The organism is Sporosarcina luteola (genome assembly GCF_007991495.1).
Classification (GTDB): domain Bacteria; phylum Bacillota; class Bacilli; order Bacillales_A; family Planococcaceae; genus Sporosarcina; species Sporosarcina luteola.
On sequence record NZ_BJYL01000006.1, the window covers coordinates 1 to 19,857 of the forward strand.

The 19,857-nt window shown below is 41.8% G+C and carries 15 protein-coding genes; 10 read left to right on the plus strand and 5 right to left on the minus strand.

Going from position 1 to position 19,857, the window contains the following annotated elements; all coding sequences use genetic code 11:
- The first annotated feature begins 355 nt into the window (after positions 1-355).
- From rarD to SLU01_RS02590, 5 genes are all read left to right on the plus strand, one after another.
- Positions 356-1,261, plus strand: a complete 906-nt coding sequence (gene rarD / locus SLU01_RS02570; protein WP_147055041.1) for an EamA family transporter RarD — start codon at positions 356-358, stop codon at positions 1,259-1,261.
- An 81-nt stretch (positions 1,262-1,342) separates the two neighbouring features.
- Positions 1,343-2,347, plus strand: a complete 1,005-nt coding sequence (sppA, locus tag SLU01_RS02575) for a signal peptide peptidase SppA (RefSeq protein ID WP_147055207.1) — start codon at positions 1,343-1,345, stop codon at positions 2,345-2,347.
- A 14-nt stretch (positions 2,348-2,361) separates the two neighbouring features.
- Entirely contained in the window at positions 2,362-2,949 is a 588-nt protein-coding gene (locus SLU01_RS02580; protein ID WP_246110846.1) for an RDD family protein, read from the plus strand.
- 34 nt (positions 2,950-2,983) lie between these two features.
- Complete coding sequence (gene tpx, locus SLU01_RS02585; protein WP_147055043.1) at positions 2,984-3,490, plus strand: thiol peroxidase; 507 nt, start codon at positions 2,984-2,986, stop codon at positions 3,488-3,490.
- Between the two features lie 72 nt (positions 3,491-3,562).
- A complete protein-coding gene (locus SLU01_RS02590) occupies positions 3,563-4,477 on the plus strand; it encodes a class I SAM-dependent methyltransferase (protein WP_174842605.1) in 915 nt (304 codons plus the stop codon).
- Between the two features lie 103 nt (positions 4,478-4,580).
- Here the strand turns inward: SLU01_RS02590 and SLU01_RS02595 are convergent, their stop codons facing one another.
- The 3 genes from SLU01_RS02595 to SLU01_RS02605 form a co-directional block, all read right to left on the minus strand.
- Positions 4,581-7,562 (minus strand): hybrid sensor histidine kinase/response regulator, encoded by a 2,982-nt coding sequence (locus SLU01_RS02595; RefSeq protein WP_147055045.1) that lies wholly within the window; start codon positions 7,560-7,562, stop codon positions 4,581-4,583.
- 18 nt (positions 7,563-7,580) lie between these two features.
- Positions 7,581-9,137, minus strand: coding sequence for a methyl-accepting chemotaxis protein (locus SLU01_RS02600; RefSeq protein ID WP_170232556.1), 1,557 nt, complete (start codon positions 9,135-9,137; stop codon positions 7,581-7,583).
- 203 nt (positions 9,138-9,340) lie between these two features.
- Positions 9,341-9,793: a universal stress protein gene (locus SLU01_RS02605; RefSeq protein WP_147055213.1), complete on the minus strand. Its 453-nt coding sequence runs from the start codon at positions 9,791-9,793 to the stop codon at positions 9,341-9,343.
- Between the two features lie 278 nt (positions 9,794-10,071).
- Between SLU01_RS02605 and ald the strand changes: the two genes are divergently transcribed.
- Positions 10,072-11,184 carry an alanine dehydrogenase gene (gene ald / locus SLU01_RS02610; protein WP_147055050.1) on the plus strand — a complete coding sequence of 371 codons (1,113 nt, stop codon included), beginning with the start codon at positions 10,072-10,074 and terminating at the stop codon, positions 11,182-11,184.
- A 113-nt stretch (positions 11,185-11,297) separates the two neighbouring features.
- Here the strand turns inward: ald and SLU01_RS02615 are convergent, their stop codons facing one another.
- On the minus strand, positions 11,298-12,395 hold the full coding sequence (locus SLU01_RS02615) for a M24 family metallopeptidase (protein WP_147055052.1): 1,098 nt from the start codon (positions 12,393-12,395) through the stop codon (positions 11,298-11,300).
- 101 nt (positions 12,396-12,496) lie between these two features.
- On the opposite strand from SLU01_RS02615, the gene SLU01_RS02620 reads away from it, so the two are divergent.
- Both SLU01_RS02620 and SLU01_RS02625 read left to right on the plus strand, forming a co-directional pair.
- Positions 12,497-13,177, plus strand: coding sequence for a metal-dependent hydrolase (locus SLU01_RS02620; RefSeq protein ID WP_147055054.1), 681 nt, complete (start codon positions 12,497-12,499; stop codon positions 13,175-13,177).
- 128 nt (positions 13,178-13,305) lie between these two features.
- Positions 13,306-14,613 (plus strand): DRTGG domain-containing protein, encoded by a 1,308-nt coding sequence (locus tag SLU01_RS02625; RefSeq protein WP_147055056.1) that lies wholly within the window; start codon positions 13,306-13,308, stop codon positions 14,611-14,613.
- 111 nt (positions 14,614-14,724) lie between these two features.
- On the opposite strand, the gene SLU01_RS02630 is transcribed toward SLU01_RS02625, so the two are convergent.
- Positions 14,725-15,045 carry a YtpI family protein gene (locus tag SLU01_RS02630; protein WP_147055058.1) on the minus strand — a complete coding sequence of 107 codons (321 nt, stop codon included), beginning with the start codon at positions 15,043-15,045 and terminating at the stop codon, positions 14,725-14,727.
- Between the two features lie 93 nt (positions 15,046-15,138).
- On the opposite strand from SLU01_RS02630, the gene SLU01_RS02635 reads away from it, so the two are divergent.
- Together SLU01_RS02635 and SLU01_RS02640 are read left to right on the plus strand one after the other, a co-directional pair.
- Complete coding sequence (locus SLU01_RS02635) at positions 15,139-16,080, plus strand: DHH family phosphoesterase (protein ID WP_147055060.1); 942 nt, start codon at positions 15,139-15,141, stop codon at positions 16,078-16,080.
- Positions 16,081-16,099: 19 nt separating this feature from the next.
- Positions 16,100-19,168 (plus strand): DNA polymerase III subunit alpha, encoded by a 3,069-nt coding sequence (locus SLU01_RS02640; RefSeq protein WP_147055215.1) that lies wholly within the window; start codon positions 16,100-16,102, stop codon positions 19,166-19,168.
- Positions 19,169-19,857 lie beyond the last annotated feature (689 nt).

Sequence of the window (19,857 nt, forward strand, 5' to 3'; positions counted from 1 at the left end):
ACGACATCTATAGGAAATATGGATAATTAACAACTCTCTTGTAGATACGAGCATTGCTTGCTATGTTATTCAGAAATCTTCAGTTGACTGTAGTGCAGGCGCCGAAGTGCAAAGATGTGCTCATTTTCGCTACGCTTCACTCGCAAAAGCCGTTCTTCGTGACGGCTCTTCCTGCGGGAACAGCGCGAGCTGAAGACCCCGCAGGAGCGTGTTCTTCGCGACGAGGAGTCTGAAGCCGTGCCCGCGGAAAGCGTGCGCCGGAACGGAAGTCAACGGGTTCAAAGTAGCGCTACTGTATAATAATGGTTAATCAACACGCCTAATATTTTACACTACTTTAAGGGGGCGTCGTTAAATGCAAACAGAGAAAAGCGGTGTCCTATGGGTTGTTGGGTCCTTTTTAATTTGGGGGATCATGCCGATTTATTGGAAGCACCTGGCGCACGTGCAAAGCGATGAAATATTGACGGGTCGCATTATGTGGGCATTTTTTTCAACACTGCTCGTTATTTTAATTGTGAAAAATGGTAAACAACTCCTTCTGGATATTCAAGAGCTCTGGAAAAAGCAGTCGCAATTTTGGAGTTTGTTCATCGCGTCTGTATTGGTAACATCCAATTGGTTTATCTACATTTGGGCCGTAAACAATGATTATATTGTACAAACAAGCCTAGGGTATTACATTAACCCCTTAGTATCGGTTTTGCTCGGCATCTTCTTTTTGAAAGAGAAGTTATCATCAGCGCAGAAGATTGCATTCCTTCTAGCAACTTTGGGTGTAATTGTCATGACGGTTTCATACGGCCGGTTCCCTTGGATTGCGTTAAGCCTTGCAATCACTTTTGCTGTGTACGGTTTCATTAAAAAAAGGATTCAATTGGATTCGCTCCGTGGGTTGGCAATTGAGACGCTTTTCATGACGCCTTTTGCAATTGGTTATTATGTTTGGCTTTTCGCCAGAGGACAAGCCGTCTTTCTGCATTCTGATTTAAAAACGGACGTACTACTCATCCTAACGGGAATTGCAACAGCATTACCGTTGGTCATGTATGCAAAAGGTGTACAGCAGATTCCATTGTATGTGTCAGGGTTCATACAGTATATCGCACCGACGATGATGTTATTTTTAGGTGTTGTCGTTTACAAAGAATCGTTCGGTTCAATTGAAATGCTTTCATTTTCAATGATTTGGGGAGCCCTTATCATTTTTACAGTCTCCAAAATTTATGAGTCGGTATTAACCAAAAGAAACGCCCAATGAGAAACAGATTGAAAGAAAATGAAACATTATGATGGTAAAGTACGTATACAATGGTGGAAAGAAAGAAAGGGGCAAAAAATAATGGCAATAAAACGATGGGTCGCAATCATCGTAGCGGCGGTGCTTGTCTTCATATCAGTAGGAATCAACTCTCTATCGTACATATTCACGAGAGACTTCAACAGCTTCTTTGAAGAAATGGCTGCAGGAACATCAGGCTACAGTGAGACAGTTGTCCAACAGGGCACAAGTAGGGACAGAATAGCGATTCTGACATTGGATGGCGTAATCCAGGACGTCGGCAGCTCCCTATTTGCATCAGGTGGATACAATCACCAATTATTCATGTCACAGCTTAATGACGTTCTTAACGATCAAACTATAAAAGGTGTTGTCCTTTCCGTCAATTCACCTGGTGGCGGTGTTCTTGAGTCATCCGATATTTATGATTCAATCCGGGCAATTCAAAGTGAGAGAGAAATTCCAATTTATGTGGCGATGGGTGGAATGGCTGCATCTGGCGGATATTATGTATCTGCTCCTGCGGAAAAGATTTTCGTTCATCCTGAAACAATTACCGGTTCCATCGGAGTTATTATGGAAAGCGTTAATTACGCGAAGCTTGCTGAAAAATATGGAATTGATTTTAATACGATTAAAACAGGTCCTTACAAAGACATCATGAGCGGTTCCCGCGAGATGACAGAGGAAGAACACGATATGCTTCAAGAAATGATCAACGATTCTTATGAGCGTTTTGTAGGGATTGTTGCTGAAGGCCGGCATATGTCGGTTGACGATGTGAAAAAAGTGGCGGATGGCCGCATTATGAACGGAAGACAGGCGATCGAGGCCGGACTGGCGGATGATTTTGGCAAGATGGGTGATGTCATCGCTGCGTTGAAGACGGATCATGACTTGGAAAACGCGACAGTTTTTGAATTTGCACCGATGGATAATTTCGGTTCGCTATTCGGAGTGAAGGTCGGTAATCTTTTCGGACGCAATGTGGAATCAGAGCTAATCGGCAAGTTGCTATCTGATTACGATGCTCCAAGAATGATGTATTTATATGGTGAAAAATAAGGAGGGGATTTGGCATGACAGATCATTTTGAACAAAATCGACATATGACGCCTGTTCCTGAGATGCAAGACCATATCCCTGAATATGAAATTATTAAGACGGAACAATTCAGGCCGAAATTTGCTGGGTTCTGGACTCGGTTTTGGGCTTACTTGATTGACCTGCTCATGGTATCTGCCGTAAGCGGTATTATCATCAAACCGATATTCAGAATTCTAGATATCAAAATCTCCAATCCTTCCTTCTTGCTCTTTAGTCCGTATAAGGTGACAATCCTGATTGTGTTTCTTGCTTATTTTGCCTTGATGACGAAGATTTTCAGTCAGACAGTCGGTAAAATGATTTTGGGTATTAAAGTCGTTCAAAAGAATGAAGGGAAATTGACGTGGGGAACCGTGCTTTTCAGAGAAGTGATTGGCCGTTTCATCTCAAAACTGCTTACAATCCCTTATTTACTAGTTATTTTCATGCCGAAAAAGGAAGCGGTTCATGATCTGTTTGCAGATACCTATGTCATACACGAGCAATCATTTGAAAAAGAAGTGATCGAGACAAGACGGGAACGCAAGGGTGAAGAGTTGCATGAGGGAACAATTGTTTAGTAGAATGAATTGAAATGATAAAGGAGGCGTCTTCATGGCTAATGTTACTTTCCAACAAAATCCGGTTACATTGCTCGGTAAAGAAGTTGCAATAGGCGACAAAGCTCCAGATTTCACAGTTCTTTCAAATGACTTGAAACCCGTCACTTTGAACGATTCAAAGGGTAAGATCCGATTGATCAGCGTCGTTCCATCACTCGACACTGGCGTATGTTCACTTCAAACGAAGAAATTCAATGAAGAAGCTAGTGCCCTTGGGGAAGATGTGGAAGTGCTCACAATCTCAGTTGACCTTCCGTTTGCTCAGGCGAGATGGGTTAAAGCGGAAGATGCTAATAACGTCAAGACATTATCAGACCATCGTGATCTTTCATTCGGCGAAGCCTACGGTGTCGCCATTAAGGAATTACGGTTACTATCACGTTCCATCTTTGTCGTTGATAAAGACGATAACGTTACTTACGTGGAGTATGTTAATGAAGTGACGGATCATCCGGATTATGAAAAAGCGATTGAAGCAGTAAAAAAATTAACTGAATGATAGTCGGCCCACTCGGAAACGGGTGGGCTTTTAAAGACTTTTTATTTTTGTGGATTGATTAGAGGGATGAAAATGATAACAAATACTGAACAAATATTTAGGTTTTTAGACGAATTTGCTGAATCCAATAAGGAAGAGCTCTATTTGGAATCCGTAATTCAGGCATGCAATGAATGGCTATCCGAAGAAAGCATGCCTCGCGTGACTGAAACGGTAACAAAGGAAGAAATCCGAAGAGGGATTCAACTTGCCGTTTTAAAAGGAATGAAAGAACAGGCTCAGCCGCATCATCAGATGACGCCGGACGCCATCGCTATGCTCATCGGGCATTTTGCAAACAGGCTAATGTCGAAAGAAGATCATATTACGTTGCTGGACCCGGCTACAGGAACAGGAAATCTCCTGTTTACGGTTATGAACGCATTAGGGGATAAAGCGGCAGCTGCATCCGTTGAAATTGATGAGCTATTAGTAAGACTCGCTGCTGTTACTGCGGATTTACTAGAACAGCCCGTCCGCTTTTTTGTCCAAGACGGATTACGTCCTTTGTTGGTGGACCCGGTAGATATGGTCGTCTGTGACCTGCCTGTCGGATATTATCCGGATGATGACAATGCGATCGATTTTGAAATGATGCCGGCTGAGGGGCATGCTTTCTCGCATCATCTATTTATTGAACAGTCGATGAATCATTTGAAGGAAAGGGGATATGGGTTATTCCTGGTCCCAGCTTCTATTTTTGAATCTGATCAGTCTCCTGAGCTTCACCGCTATGTGAAAAAGAATGCACTTATACGAGCGGTTATACAATTGCCGGAGTCATTGTTCAAGAGTTCAGTCCATGAGAAAAGCATCCTAGTGCTGCAGAAGCCTTACCCTGAAATGAAAGGCACGCCTGATGTTCTTTTATCGAAAGTTCCTAATATGTCGGATAAGATTGCGATGTCTTCGTTCCTGCGTAAGATTGATGATTGGATAGAAGAGTAAGGCAAAGTATTGGTAATCACAGATCTAATGTTTCTTTCAGGATTTAAATACAGAAGGGCTGTCCGGAAAGTCAGTAAAAACTGACTGCCTGTGACAGCCCTCTCTATTTTCTTTTAGGTATCTTAAAGCTGACTGTGGTTCCTTGATTGGGTGAACTATCAATGGATAATCCCAAGCCATTTATCCTCTTTAATCTTTCATTTGTATTTAGCAGACCGATTCCTTTACTGGTCCTTCTCTTTACATCCAGCACGGTTCTAACTGTTTCCAAGTCCATTCCGACTCCATCGTCTTGAATCACCACTTCCGTGAAATCTGGATGATCCGAAGTTCGAATACATACGGTTCCAGACTCACTTCTCTTTAGTACTCCATGCTGGACTGCGTTTTCTACTAATGTCTGGATAGACAACGGCGGGACTTCTACAGATAGCCGCTCATCGATTTCCCATTTTACTTGGAAGCGATCGCCGAATCTCTCGGATTGTATATACAGATAAGATTCGACAAGACTCAATTCGTTTTGAATAGGGATTTCTCTAAGTAAATTCTCCTCTTTGAAGCTACCGGATAAATACTCGCCAAATTTCTCAAGTAATTTAATCATCCTTTCGGAATCGATTGAACTTAAGCTGGCAATCGTATTTAGCGTATTGAATAAAAAATGTGGGCGGATCTGCGCTTGTAGCCAAGCAGACTCCATTTTATGCTTTTCCTTTATGGATTGCTTCAATTCGATTAACGCAATACTACGTGACTTTAATTCAATTGAATTGATTGGCTTTGTCACATAATCGTTTGCTCCTACAGTTAAACCAATATTAACGTCTATGTCGTCATTTCGAGAAGGTAATAGCAAAATAGGGAGATCAATGAGAGAGAACTGTTGCCGAATTAATTTCGTTAATTCATAACCAGAAATGACGGGCATCATTACATCAATGATCATCAAATCCCAGTCCGTACCAACTAGCAATTCCAGTGCTTCCGTTCCGCTCGTCACGGTAGTCACTTTGTAATCAGGAGGAAATATGCTACGAATCATTTTTAGATTGGTAGGGTCATCATCCACTACTAAAACCTGGTACCCCCCTATAGGATCGGAAGTTACTGCATCTGAGCTGACTGTAGCTGCAATGGTTTCTCCGTGGGGCGCCTTCTCTATTTGATCCGATTTGCCTGCCAGTGGAAGGGAAAAGGTGAAAATGCTGCCTTCGCCTATTACCGACTTCATCTCTAAATGGTCCCCATGCAGTTCTATTAGTTTTTCCGAGACACTTAGTCCGAGACCCAGCCCTTCGTCGTCTTTTATTCCTTGTATAAAGGCAGAAAGAATGTTTTTCTGCGTTGATTCATCCACTCCAATGCCCGTATCCTGAATTGAGATAACGGCTCTTCCGGCATCCTCTTTTGCTCGCACAGTAATTTTTCCAGAATTGGTATACTTCACTGCATTTCCTAAAAGATTGAATAGAATTTGAATGAGCTTTTTTTCATCAGCATAAATAGTGGGGAAATTTGTCGGGATTTTGGAGATCAGTTCCAAACGTTTCCCTTCCACCATGTACTTCAACATATCAAAAACACCTAAAGTGATTGTTTGTACATTTATGCTCTCAGGTTGAATTTGCATCGTTCCTTCATTAAGACGTGTAAAATCTCTTAAATCATTCAGTACAAATGAAGTGCTTTTTCCTATATCGATTAAATATCGCAAGTCATAATTTGGATTTTTAGAGTATAAAGATTGAGCAATTGTTATTATTTTATTCAAAGGACTCCAAAGTTTATCTGCACTATTCAATAAGAATTTGTCTTTTGATTGATTGGCTTGCTTTAAGTCTTCCACCAAAGACAACACATGATTGTTTTGTCGGTTGAAACGTTTAAACCAAAAAAGTGCAAATCCTAGAAAAGCGCATAGGTAATCGAATGGATAAAAAGGTAGATCAACCCCTATAGTAGTTTTGATCAAACCCCAAAGAATACCGGATGTCGTGCTCACTACTGTAATTGCGATAAAGATAGATTCCTTTTGATTTTGAAAGAATTCTTTCATCGCCAAAAAAATTACAGATAGAAATGAAACAATATAAAGGATGAAAAAGGTATCGTTAATCATAAGCAAATAAGGCAATGGCAATATAATGATGAGCAATGCGCTAATTCCGTAAAAAAAAGTGTACCAATGAAAAAATACGTATTGATGAAAATTCGTCAACAGTACTCTCATAATTTGAACGAGAAAGAAGGAGGCACCAAGATAAACGAGTTCTTTTAACTTGAATTGCCATAAATAGTCCAGTTTGAGCCACTCCATTGCCGATGCATCATAGGTAAGCAACTCATCGATACCCGGAAGAACGAAGCCAACTGAAAAAAGTAGAAGGATTTTATTCCGGTGAATGAAAAAATAGATAAGCAAACTGTATAGACTATGCAACAATAGGACAATTACCAAGCCGTTGAGTAAAAAAGATTCCAACCTATTTGCTTTGGCAAGTGCGTCAGCTGAGCTGAACTTTATCGGTTTTTTGATGGCAATACCTTTTTCAGTATCGAAATTGGACACTTGTAATACGATATTAATCTCTTTGCTTTCTGGTGAAAACGAAACTGTATAGGGGTTGCCATTGCCTTTATGATGTTCTTTATCAGTTGAGACTTTACCGGATTCGCCTAGTAATATGCCGTTAATGAACAAAGCGGATGCCGTATTAGTAGGCGGTATACGGATGGAAAGTGGTTCAGGTGGTACTTCATCCATTACAATTTTTAATTGATATGTACCGTAGTGATGTGAAGAGTCTACGTTTGCGGGGTCACTTATAATGAAGTGAGTGTTGGATTGAAGACTTTTCTGATCGGCAAGTATGTCAGGGTAAAACTTCCACTCGTCACTGAGTGAAATAGTCTGATCTGCGTTTATGTTCGAGTCACGGAAATCTAACAAGCCACTATTCGAAAAAAACTGTTGTGAAGGGACATAGTGAAAAAACCATGCTAAACGGAAAGTAGTTAAAATAGCCATGATGAGCAACAGTATTCCTATGTATGTTATTTTAGTATTCTTCACTGGTGACATTAGTAAACTCCTAGTATTTTAAAATTGAATTCTCGATTCTTTTTCAATTGATGTAGTAACTTTTTGTACAATTTCATTTAATTCTTCTGTCAGTGTCTGTAATAGCAAAGAGATGTCATTCAGTTCATGGGATGCTGCAGTTTGTTCCTCAGTGGTTGCTAGAACCGTTTCAATATCATGCGCAAATGTATGTGTAATGCTTGATACTTGCTCAAGTATGTCGCGAGTATCCGCTGAATGACTTAATAAGTCCGCCGATGCGTCAGAGATACTATGAATTTCTTTACTGACATGGTGGGTGGATTGAATGATTTCGCCAAACACACTCTTTGTCCGTGATAGTAACTCAGTGCCTTTTTCAATTTCTATTAAGTTGACATGAACTTTATCGGAAATATAGCCGATTCCTTCTTGTATCGTTTGAATGACTGTTTTAATATCAGCTGCAGATTCATTCGATTGCAAAGCAAGTTTTCGAACTTCATTTGCAACGACTGCAAACCCTTTCCCGTGTTCACCCGCTCTTGCTGCTTCTATCGAGGCATTAAGCGCCAAGAGATTAGTTTGATCGGCGATATTAGAGATTAATACCACGTTACGATCTATATCAAAAGAATAGCTGGATAATTCATTGACTAAGCGGACGACGATTTTTGATGAATGATCAATTTTATCCATTTGGTCGGCCATCCTATCAACTGTTTCAGTGCCTTTTTCCACTTCGCGTAAGGTGTCTTTTGCATTGGTATTTACGCGGTCGGCTTTCCCATTGATTTGTATGATTTGGGAAAGCATGGAGTCCACACTTTCCATACCAATATTCAGTTGACCAAGTTGTCCATTTGTAGCCGCCACTACAGATTGAATGGATGAGGTGATTTCCTGTCCAGCTGACAATAGTTCCTCTGAACTTGAAGACAGGTAAGTAGTGGAATCTAGTACGGAACCACTTGTTTTATTTAAACCGTTAAGAATTTCTTTTAACGCTTCTTGCTGCAAAGCTACTGTTTCTTCAAACTGCTTGGTATTTCTTTGTTTTGTATAGATGAATAAAATGGTTGCACTGCTCATTAGCAGTAAAAATACAGCATGAATTAGCAGTAGTGAAAACTGATAGTCGGATGTACCGCATACTAATTCAGGAATGTAAAAATAACCGACTACATGCTGCACTGCGAAGATGAGCGTGCTACTAACAACCAATCTGATCTGATCGAAAAAGGCGATTAACGCAATGACCATGAAGATGGAAAAGTGGTATTCAACTAACCCGTCTCCGTTTGCAATAATGGAAATACTGCTGAATGTTAACGTCAGCATTATGAGTGGTGGCAGTGCTTTATGATCCTTATTCATTCTAACGATTACGAATGAGAAGATGAGGAGAACGATTGGAAAAATAAACAGGATATGTTGTATGAGCAACAGTTTTCCGGTGAATGGAAAGATACCTCTTAAAGATAGGTAGTCACGTAGAAAATGAAATTGCCTATGTAATACGGTGATGATAATAGACAAGAGAATTGTTACAGATGAAAAAAGTATCATTAGACTATTTTTGTTCAAAGCATACATGTTAAATATCTCCCGTTCTGTTTCTGTTTTGATAATGGAAATTAGCATTATTTTCCAATCTTAAATAGTACATAACTCCTCTTACAAAACTCTTAAACAAATACGGGCACTTGCATATCGGTGAGTCCAAAGGTGCAAAGAAAAAGGCGATATATCGTCGTCAAACGATATACCGCCTTTTCTGTATGTGTAAATATCCAGCCTTACTCTTTATCTTCAGGTGTCCGTACAACAAGCACATCGCAATTCGCAGAACGGACGATGTTTTCGGAAACGCTGCCGATGAGGAAACGTTCGACTTTATTCAACCCTGTTGCTCCACAAATGATAAGATCAGCCGAAATCTTCTTAGATAGATCACGGGAAATCATTGTTTTTGGAGAACCGTATTCAACGATGATGTTCACATTCTGCAAACCAGCCTCTTCCGCTTCCTGCTTATATTCTGTCAGAAGCTCCTCTGCAAATTTCTGTGCACGTTCAGCGATGGAACGGTCATACGCTTCAACTGCTGCGTAGGAACGAGTGTCGATAATGTTCACTAAGTTTAGAGATGCATTATTTCGTTCTGCAATACCAACTGCTTTTTGAAATGCCCATCTAGATTCCTTAGATCCATCGACCGCTACGATAATTTGGCTATATTTCAAGACCATTTTCATCACTCCATCTTTTTATTTTTTTCTCTACACTTATTACTTTCGATAAAAATTGCGGATATCCTTTTCTTTTATTGAAAAGATCGGAAAAACGGCTTTGAAATTCGACAAAAATGTTACAAGGGCATCAATTAAAAACAAATAGTAAACTGAAAATTGGAGGATATTATTAAACAGCGCAAAATCTTTTTATTTCTGATAGAATCAATAGTATATTGGTCATTTGAATAAATCAAATTGACCAACAAATTTTCTTATACTTAGGAGGATTCAAAATGCGCATTGGAGTTCCAAAAGAAATTAAGAATAATGAAAACCGGGTGGCAATGACTCCTGCAGGGGCTTACAACTTGAATACTGCAGGTCACGAAGTACTTATCGAAACGGGAGCAGGACTTGGTTCTAGCTTTACGGATGAGGATTATGTTGCAGCAGGCGCAAAAATTGTCGCAACAGCAGAAGAGGCATGGGCAGCTGAAATGGTCATGAAAGTTAAAGAACCGCTAGCTTCTGAGTATGGCCATTTCCGTGAAGGGCTTATCCTATTCACATATCTTCACCTCGCTCCTGAATTGGAATTGACAAAAGCAATGCTTGATAAAAAAGTCGTCGGCATCGCTTATGAAACAGTTCAAGTAAATAATTCATTACCATTGCTAGCTCCGATGAGTGAAGTTGCGGGACGTATGGCTACACAAATTGGTGCTCAATATCTTGAAAAAATCAACGGTGGAAAAGGTATCCTTCTTTCTGGAGTTCCAGGTGTTTCCCGCGGACAAGTGACTGTAATCGGTGGTGGACAAGCTGGTACGAACGCTGCGAAAATTGCAGTTGGTATGGGCGCGAAAGTAACTGTGCTTGATTTGTCAGTAGATCGCCTTCGCCAATTGGATGAAATGTTCGGTGATAGCGTTCAGACGCTTGTTTCCAACCCATTCAATATCGCTGAATCGGTGAAAGATTCCGACCTAGTTATCGGATGCGTATTAATCCCAGGTGCGAAGGCTCCGAAATTGGTTTCTGAAGAAATGGTTCAATCGATGAAGCCGGGCTCAGTTCTTGTCGACATCGCTATCGACCAAGGCGGGATCTTTGCGACATCTGACCGTGTAACGACGCATGATAACCCAACATATGAAAAACATGGCGTTGTACACTATGCAGTTGCAAACATGCCGGGCGCAGTTCCACGCACGTCAACAATGGCGTTGACAAACGTTACAGTTCCTTACGCGTTGCAAATTGCTAACAAAGGATACAAGCAAGCATGCTTGGATAACCTTGCATTGCAAAAAGGTCTTAATACATTAGAAGGTCATGTTACATACAAGGCTGTTGCTGAAGCACAAGGCCTTGAATATGTAGCAGCTGATACATTATTAGGTTAATAAAAAAAGCGGAGGGTGGAGGTTAGAGGCTTATGACCCGAGCCTCTGCCACCTGGAGCTGGATTTAAAAAACGCTGTCTGAAGCAAAACTTCAGACAGCGTTTTTTATAATATTACCCTTTTATAATGAGCAATTCTTTCGGGAATTTCGTTAATACTTCAACCCCATCAGCGGTCACCACAACGTCATCCTCGATTCGCACACCTGTAATGTCCGGATGGTAGATACCTGGCTCAATCGTAAAGACCATGCCTTCCTGAAGCTCCATTTCATTTGTACCAGTGATGGACGGGAATTCGTGAACAGAAATGCCAAGTCCATGCCCTAATCGGTGCGTGAAGTACTCGCCATATCCAGCATCAGTAATTACGTCCCGTGCAGCCTTATCCAAATCCCGAGCTTTCACTCCTGGACGGACAAGGTCCACTGCAGTCTGTTCCGCATTCCGGACAGTTTCATAAATTACCCGTTGTTTTTCAGTTGGCTCTCCGAAAGCTACAGTTCTCGTAATATCGGAGCAATATCCGTCATAGACAACGCCTAAGTCAAACAAGATGAAATCACCTTTTTGGATTTTACGGTCTCCTGGTGTACCGTGGGGAGAAGCGGTTTTAGGGCCTGATAAAACCATCGTTTCAAACGACATCTTTTCAGCGCCTTTTCTCTTCATTTCAAACTCGATGGCCATTAAGATCTCAAGTTCTGTTTTACCTTCCGCAATTTCTTTGCAGCCAACTTCAATTGCGTAATCCGCAAGCTCTGCCGCTTTACGTAGCTTGACAAGTTCGTCCTCACTCTTAATATTTCTCATCGAATTTAATTTTTCATCAATTCGGGAGAACTCCGCACCTTCGAATAGCTGTTCCATGCGCTCCATGCGCTCAACTGTCAAATGCGATTTTTCAATAGCAATTTTTTGTAGTGGGACACCGCGTTTTTTTGCAGCCTCAGCGAGTACTTCCCAAGCGTCTTCCGTGTCCTCGTGTCCAATGGGCTCATATGTCCAACCGGATGCCTTTAAATCCGGCACTTCCATCAATGGGCAAATGACAAACGGCTCGGCGTCTTTAAATACCATTACGCCTAGCAGTCGTTCATGTGGGTTGCTGCTGAATCCGGATACATAGAACACATTGTCCGGTGTTGTAATGAGTGCAGCGTCCATGCTTTCTTCTTGCAAATAGCGTTGAATATCATCAATTTTCATCATAAGTATCCCTCCTATTCGGGTATTCTTATCATATCAAAAAAGAGGGTTTTATGGTTGTATAACGAAATAATATATATGAATGAAAATGGAGGGACATACAAATGAAGATTTCTTATCATGGACATTCCGTTGTAAAGATTGAAACAGGCGGGAAGACAATATTGATTGACCCATTCATCACGGGAAATGAATTGACGGACTTGGTGGCTTCCGAGCAATCTCCTGATATCATATTGCTGACGCACGGACATAATGATCACGTTGGAGATACGATGGAAATTGCCAAAAGATGCAATCCTTTAATCATCGCTCCTAATGAGCTGGCTGTCTATTTAAGTTGGCAAGGCTTTCAAACGCACGGCATGAATATCGGGGGATCCAATACATTTGATTTTGGTACTGTGAAATATACACAAGCATTTCATAGCTCGTCCTATACGACGAATCAAAATGAAATTATCTACACAGGGATGCCTGCCGGGATTCTATTCACAGCGGAGGGAAAGACGATTTACCATGCCGGGGATACATCTCTTTTCGGTGATATGGCGCTAATTGGTAAACGTCACTCAATCGACGTCGCCTTCTTGCCGATAGGCGATAACTTCACGATGGGGCCAGAAGACGCGGCTATGGCGGTTGAAATGCTGAACCCGAAATTGGTCGTGCCAGTTCACTATGATACATTCCCGCCAATCAAGCAAAATCCTCAAACCTTTAAGGAACTTGTTACCTCCCACGAAGTAAACATTATGAAAGCGGGAGACTCCATCGATATTTAAATTCCAGACCGATCCGGACATCATTTATTGTCCGGGATCGGTTTTTCAATTGGTTCATCAACCACGAACGCTATTCTTTTTCATTTATGATAAAATGAACTCAGGTAACTAGAGAAAAAGGTGAAGAGATGTCGACTAAACATGAATTGATCTTACGCTATATCGAAGGGTTAGCGGTCGGCGAAAAAATATCAGTCCGCCAAGTGGCCCGGGCTTTGTCGGTAAGTGAAGGCACAGCATACCGGGCTATCAAAGAAGCTGAAAATCAAAAACTCGTCAATACGATTGAACGTGTCGGAACGATCCGCATTGAAAAGAAAAAGAAAGAAAATATCGAAAGACTCACGTATGCCGAAGTCGTCAATATTGTAGACGGTGTCGTACTCGGAGGACGCGACGGACTTCATAAAACATTGACGAAATTCGTCATCGGGGCTATGCAGCTCGATGACATGAGACGTTACATAGATGCGGGCAGCTTATTGATCGTCGGGAATAGGCATAAGGCGCATGAACTTGCACTAAGCGCGGGTGCCGCCGTTCTCGTAACCGGTGGATTTGATGTCGAAGACGACGCGAAAAAACTTGCGAATGAACTTAACTTGCCGATCATATCATCAAGCTATGATACGTTCACCGTTGCTACGATGTTGAATCGCGCGATTTTTGACCAATTGATTGAAAAGGAAATTTTACTTGTAGAAGATATATTGACACCGCTTGCCGAAACGATCACTTTCTTCCCGAAAGATCATGTCGGTCACTTCAATGAAGTGAATCGGACAACTGCGCATTCGGGCTACCCGGTCATCGAAAAAAACGGCAAACTGATCGGTATTGTCACTTCAAGAGATGCGGTCGGAAAGCAGGAAAGTGAACTGATCGAGAAAGTGATGACGCACCATCCAATTACAGTTAATGGCAAAACAAGCGTCGCATCTGCGGGACATAGCATGATCTGGGAAGGCATCGACCTGATGCCTGTTGTGAACGATGGTGGGATTTTGGAAGGAATCATTAGCAGGCAAGATGTTCTGAAAGCACTGCAAATGACACAAAGACAACCGCAGCAAGGTGAAAAAATAGACGATATCGTTAAAAATCAAATGAAAGCCGTGTCGGAGCAACCGCAGAACATCGAATTCACGGTAGTGCCGCAAATGACGAATCAATTCGGCTCCTTATCCTATGGCGCTTTGACAACATTGCTAATGGATGTAGGAAATCGTGCAATCAAAATGCGGAAACGCGGCGAAAGTGTTCCTGAAAATATGACGATCTACTTCATCAAGCACGTACAGCTCGGCAGCGTAGTAAAGGTGGAGCCACGGATCCTTCATATGAGCAGGCGTTTTGTAAAAGTCGACTTCGACCTTTTTTCAGAAACAGAACTAATCGCAAAAGCAATGGTCATGTATCAGCTGTTTGAGAGATAAAAGCGGAGGACGCTTGCTCAGATGCCACAGAGCAGATTTGGCTTATGAGCTTATGACCCAAGCATCTAGCGTCCGTAGCTGGATAACAAAAAAACTGATGCGGCATGCGCATCAGTTTTCGTTCAATTGTGTCTCTTCATCTACAAATTGTTGATAATGCTTGGATGCTCTGAAGTTGAAAATCATAATATAAGCACCAAAAATTATAAATAAACCTGAAACTAAATAAGTAGCAATCCCATCAAAAAGGAGAAGTTGGTTGATCCCGAAGAAGAAAAGAAGTCCACCCAAGAAAGTTCCTGCCTTGCTTGCAAACATTTTCTTCCGGATCGGAAATACGTGTCTCGTCCTAAATTGCCGAGTTTTAAAATAAAAATAAAAGACGCCAGATGCTACAATGAAAAAGACAAGAAAGAAATTTATAGTTTTCATGAAAAATGGCCTCCATCACAGAACTTCTTCCATTGTAACGGCTTTTTAAAAGGATTGCGAACAGAAATCATTATAATTCGGAGGAAACAGAAATTGAAAAGACAAATCATCGACACAATTGAAAAATATGACAAAATTATTATTCATCGACACGTTAGACCAGATCCGGATGCTTACGGTTCGCAAGTCGGTCTAAAAGAATTGATCAAAACGAATTATCCAGAGAAAAAAGTATATGCCGCAGGGGCTCATGACGAGATGCTTTCATATCTGGCCGAGCAAGATGCAGTTGACAAGGCTGATTACGAAGGGGCCCTTGTCATCATTACGGATACGGGCAATACAGAGCGCATTGATGCGGAGTTTTATAAGGAAGGCGCTTATATTTTAAAAATTGACCACCATCCAAATGTGGACCCATACGGTGATGTGAGATGGGTGGATACGGAATCGAGCTCCACTTCCGAAATGATTTATCTCCTATTCGAAGAAGGCAGAGAAAATTATAGATGGAAGATGTCTGATGCGTGTGCACGGCTTTTATTCGCTGGAATTGTCGGAGATACTGGGCGTTTCCTCTTTCCAAGTGCGACGGTCAGAACTTTTGAAATCGCAAGCGGATTAATCAAACACGATTTCGATCGGACAAAATTATTTGCCGAAATGTACGAAGAGGATCGCAGGCTCCTTCACTTGAAAGGCTATATGTACCAAAACTTCACGATTGATGAACATGGTGCGGCCTTCATTAAAATTGACAAGTCAATTTTAAAGCAATTCGATGTAACTGCAAGCGAAACTTCACAACTAGTAGGGTCTCTTGGTGATGTAAAAGGAATATGTGCCTGGGTGATTTTTGTCGAAGAAGAAGATCAAATCCGTGTGCGTCTTCGCTCAAAGGGGCCAATCATCAATCAATTGGCTGCAGAGTATGATGGCGGGGGGCATCCGCTCGCTTCTGGCGCTTCCATCTATTCGTGGGAAAAAGCGGATGAGGTCATTGGAAAACTGAAAAAATTATGTGCAGTTTATTAACTGCCCGGAGGGATTGTCATTGGTACTTGTCTATCCACAAATTGTGACCGGTGCGGATTTGCTGCGAGGAATAATAAAGCTCGATCATCTAGCCCCGCTTCTGAAAAGGAGAGGGGCTAAATCCGTCGGAATCGTCAACTCAAAGATGTACGGCGTTCGTTCATTTTGCAAAATTATGGAGAAATACGGCATCCATCCAGTGATTGGATTATCGATCCGGCTTCAGCTTGCGGATGGCGCTCCCGATGTCCTTCTATACGCTTATGCGAAAGATGATAGAGGATACGGCAATCTGCTTAAAATCAGTAGTGCCATGGCGACGAAAGATAAGGAGATCATTCCGTTGAAATGGTTGCAAGCATACAGTGAAGGGTGTGTCTTCATTTGCCCATTGACCGACCGTTCTTGGGATGAAAGGCGAGTTGAAAACTATGTAGAAATGATCCGGAGTGCTAGCCAAAATGTTTATATAGGTATATCCAGACCTGGTGGTGTGCGCCATCATGAAGAAGAAGAAATTCTTCGGATAAGCGAAATGACCGGGACTGCTGTTACGGCTTTCCATGAGTCGAGATATATTACGAAGGAAGATGATTTCGCATTCGAAGTGGCCACTGCAATTCGTTCCGGATATAAGTTGAATGATCCGTCACGACCTAAAAAAGAAATTTATGACGCCTATTTACCCGAGGACGACGAATGGCAAGATTGGTTTTCAGATCATCCTGAGTGGCTTACCACGATGGCTGACATTATGCTTTCCTGCAATGCTGAATTGCCTCCAAGCCGCTCTCTTATGCCTGCATTTCCGGTTCCTGAAGGGGAGTCCTCCGCTTCACTATTAGGAAAGCATTGCAAGGCGGGGTTGATTAACAGAATCGGAACTGCAAGTGCTATCTATTTGGAACGGCTTCATGCCGAGCTGAAGATCATAGATTCGATGGGGTTTTCTGATTATTTTCTAATCGTCGAGGACTTCATGCGCTTTGCTAAGGAGCAAGGCATTCTGACAGGTCCCGGCCGGGGCTCTTCAGCAGGGTCTCTCGTTGCCTTTTCCTTGGGGATAACGGATGTAGATCCGATAAGGTACGGACTAATATTTGAACGTTTCCTTAATCCCGGAAGAATTACGATGCCTGACATCGACATCGATTTTGCGGATAACAGACGGTCAGAAGTAATTGAGTATGTTGCGAAGAAATATGGCAAGTCACATGTTGCACAAATCATTACTTTCGGTACACTATCTTCAAAATCCGTCGCCCGAAATGTCGCCCGTGTCTTTGACTTTTCGAATGAGGAAATGGCATTCCTATCGAAGCAGATTCAGGAAGGGCATAGTAAAAGACTCGAAGAATCCGTCAATCGATCAAAAGCATTGCAAGATTGGATCGCGATGGACTCAATACGAGATAAGTGGTATCAATCTGCTAAAGCATTAGAAGGATTGCCTCGAAATGCTTCCACTCACGCAGCAGGTGTCATCCTGTCTCCTGTCCCACTCGTCGAAACAGTCCCTTTGCAAAATGGCGGGGATGATATTTTCTTGACGCAATGGGCGATGGGAGACGTTGAAGAAATCGGGTTGTTGAAAATGGACTTTCTCGGTTTGCGTAATTTGACGTTGATGGATCGGATCAAATCATTGATCGAACATGATAAGGGAGTGACGCTGAATTACGGTAGCATTCCATTGGATGATGAAAAGACGTTTGAATTATTCAGGGAAGGCGATATGACGGGGGTTTTTCAATTTGAATCCGATGGAATGAGAAATGCCCTCAGGATGATCAAACCGGATGAATTCAGCGATATATACGCCATCAATGCATTGTACCGCCCGGGTCCGATGGAAAACATTCCTCTTTACAGCAGAAGGAAAAACAATAATGAAAGAATCGATTATATACATCCGCAGCTAGAGCCGATTTTAAAGGAAACAGCTGGGATTATTGTCTATCAAGAGCAAATCATGCAAATTGCTGTACAGATCGCCGGGTTCACAATGGCGGAAGCCGATCTTTTAAGAAGGGCAGTCAGTAAAAAAAAGCGGGAAGTCTTGAAACAGGAAAGAGATCATTTCGTCATGAGTGCTGTTAAAAACAATTTCCCGGAAAGATCAGCCACCGAAATATACGATTTAATCGTTAAATTCGCGGACTATGGTTTTCCGAAGAGCCATGCTGTTGCTTATTCATTGATTTCATACCAATTGGCCTTCATCAAAGCGAATGAACCGGAATACTTCTACGCAGCCTTACTGTCTTCAGCGACAGGCAACCAAGACAAAACGATGGAGTATATTCATGAAATAAGAGGGAGAGGCATTAACATCCTTCCTCCTTCAATCCAAAGAAGTAAATACTCGCATATCGTTGAAAATGGTTCAATTCGGATTGGGTTAGGCACCATCAAAGGTGTGACTCCATCTTTTTATAACATTGTAAAAGCGGCGCGCACGGCTAGTGGGTGGAAATCTCTATTTGAATTTGCGGCAGCCGTTGGAGGCACGCATTTCACCGAAAAAACGATCATCCCATTAATTAAAGCAGGCGCTCTTGACGAATTCGGAGAAAGCAGGCCAGTGCTGTTAGCGTCTATTGAAGCGGCACGTAATCATGCAATGTTCGTCAGTCCTGAAGAAGATGATCTGCTACAGGATATCATCTTCTCCATTGCAAAACCGAAATACTCGCCGGGCGGAACGATGCCTAGATTCGCCATGTTGGAGTATGAACGGGAAGTGTTAGGCTTTTACTTATCCGAACACCCGGCATTGGAAATGAAAAAAAAGCTGGAAGAAAAAATAGTGGACCTCGTCGACGTTCCGGCTGTTAAGGAGCGTAGTATGATAAAAGTCGCAGGGCTAATTCGCGAAGTTAAACGCATTCGCACGAAAAAGGGCGAAGCAATGGCCTTCCTCACTCTACAAGACGAAACAGGCGAACTATCCTGCACACTCTTCCCAAGGCAATACACAGCAAGCAATGCATATCTTCAGGAATTGGCGATGGTCCAGCTTGAAGGAACAATGGAAAAACGCAACGGACAAACACAAATAATCGTTCAACAGGTTAAGGGATTTTAAGGGCTATCCATCAAGTCCGTAAAATGACTCAGGTGGAGAAAAACAATCCGTTTTTCTCCACCTGATTATATTTCCGTTAAGTTTGATATCTCAAACTTAATTGCGAATGTATCATCTTTTTTATAATAGTCAGTTTGGTTGAGGATGGATAACGTAAAATAGTTTCGAGTCATCGAAACCTCTAATTCACATTCGGCACCAATCTTTATATTAGCTTTCACATTAAATAGATAAGAGTAGAAATCACAAAATAAGTTAAAAAACCTGCTACAAAGTAGAAAATGTTCTTCTTCATAAGACAGTTTCTCCTTCCCCAACTAAATGGCCTATTTTGTATATACATATTAAATCCGTAATCGTGCCTGAGAATCTAAGAGTGATTCACTTACTTATATATTCATCCTATTATAAATATGAAATCCCTATATTAATCATGCTATTAATAAATTAAAATTAATTTTTCTCTACTCCTTTAACTTCTGATTTATTGTTCTTGCTATTACAACAAGTATAACGTTTTAAATACAAACCACGAATGTGATTACAGTCACCTATTAATTATAGGATAGCATTAGTTGATTGTAGCGGAAGGCGGCGACTCCTGGGGGATTAGCGGGACAGGTGAGACCCCGCAGTGGAGCGGAGCGACCGAGGAGGCTCACCGCCCGCCCCCGGAACGCGTCCGCCTG

Bases quoted from the DNA above. Each gene is read 5' to 3' on its own strand.
- rarD (WP_147055041.1), top strand. From the start codon at position 356: ATGCAAACAGAGAAAAGCGGTGTCCTATGGGTTGTTGGGTCCTTTTTA.
- sppA (WP_147055207.1), top strand. From the start codon at position 1,343: ATGGCAATAAAACGATGGGTCGCAATCATCGTAGCGGCGGTGCTTGTC.
- SLU01_RS02580 (WP_246110846.1), top strand. From the start codon at position 2,362: ATGACAGATCATTTTGAACAAAATCGACATATGACGCCTGTTCCTGAG.
- tpx (WP_147055043.1), top strand. From the start codon at position 2,984: ATGGCTAATGTTACTTTCCAACAAAATCCGGTTACATTGCTCGGTAAA.
- SLU01_RS02590 (WP_174842605.1), top strand. From the start codon at position 3,563: ATGATAACAAATACTGAACAAATATTTAGGTTTTTAGACGAATTTGCT.
- SLU01_RS02595 (WP_147055045.1), bottom strand. From the start codon at position 7,562: ATGTCACCAGTGAAGAATACTAAAATAACATACATAGGAATACTGTTG.
- SLU01_RS02600 (WP_170232556.1), bottom strand. From the start codon at position 9,137: ATGTATGCTTTGAACAAAAATAGTCTAATGATACTTTTTTCATCTGTA.
- SLU01_RS02605 (WP_147055213.1), bottom strand. From the start codon at position 9,793: ATGGTCTTGAAATATAGCCAAATTATCGTAGCGGTCGATGGATCTAAG.
- ald (WP_147055050.1), top strand. From the start codon at position 10,072: ATGCGCATTGGAGTTCCAAAAGAAATTAAGAATAATGAAAACCGGGTG.
- SLU01_RS02615 (WP_147055052.1), bottom strand. From the start codon at position 12,395: ATGATGAAAATTGATGATATTCAACGCTATTTGCAAGAAGAAAGCATG.
- SLU01_RS02620 (WP_147055054.1), top strand. From the start codon at position 12,497: ATGAAGATTTCTTATCATGGACATTCCGTTGTAAAGATTGAAACAGGC.
- SLU01_RS02625 (WP_147055056.1), top strand. From the start codon at position 13,306: ATGTCGACTAAACATGAATTGATCTTACGCTATATCGAAGGGTTAGCG.
- SLU01_RS02630 (WP_147055058.1), bottom strand. From the start codon at position 15,045: ATGAAAACTATAAATTTCTTTCTTGTCTTTTTCATTGTAGCATCTGGC.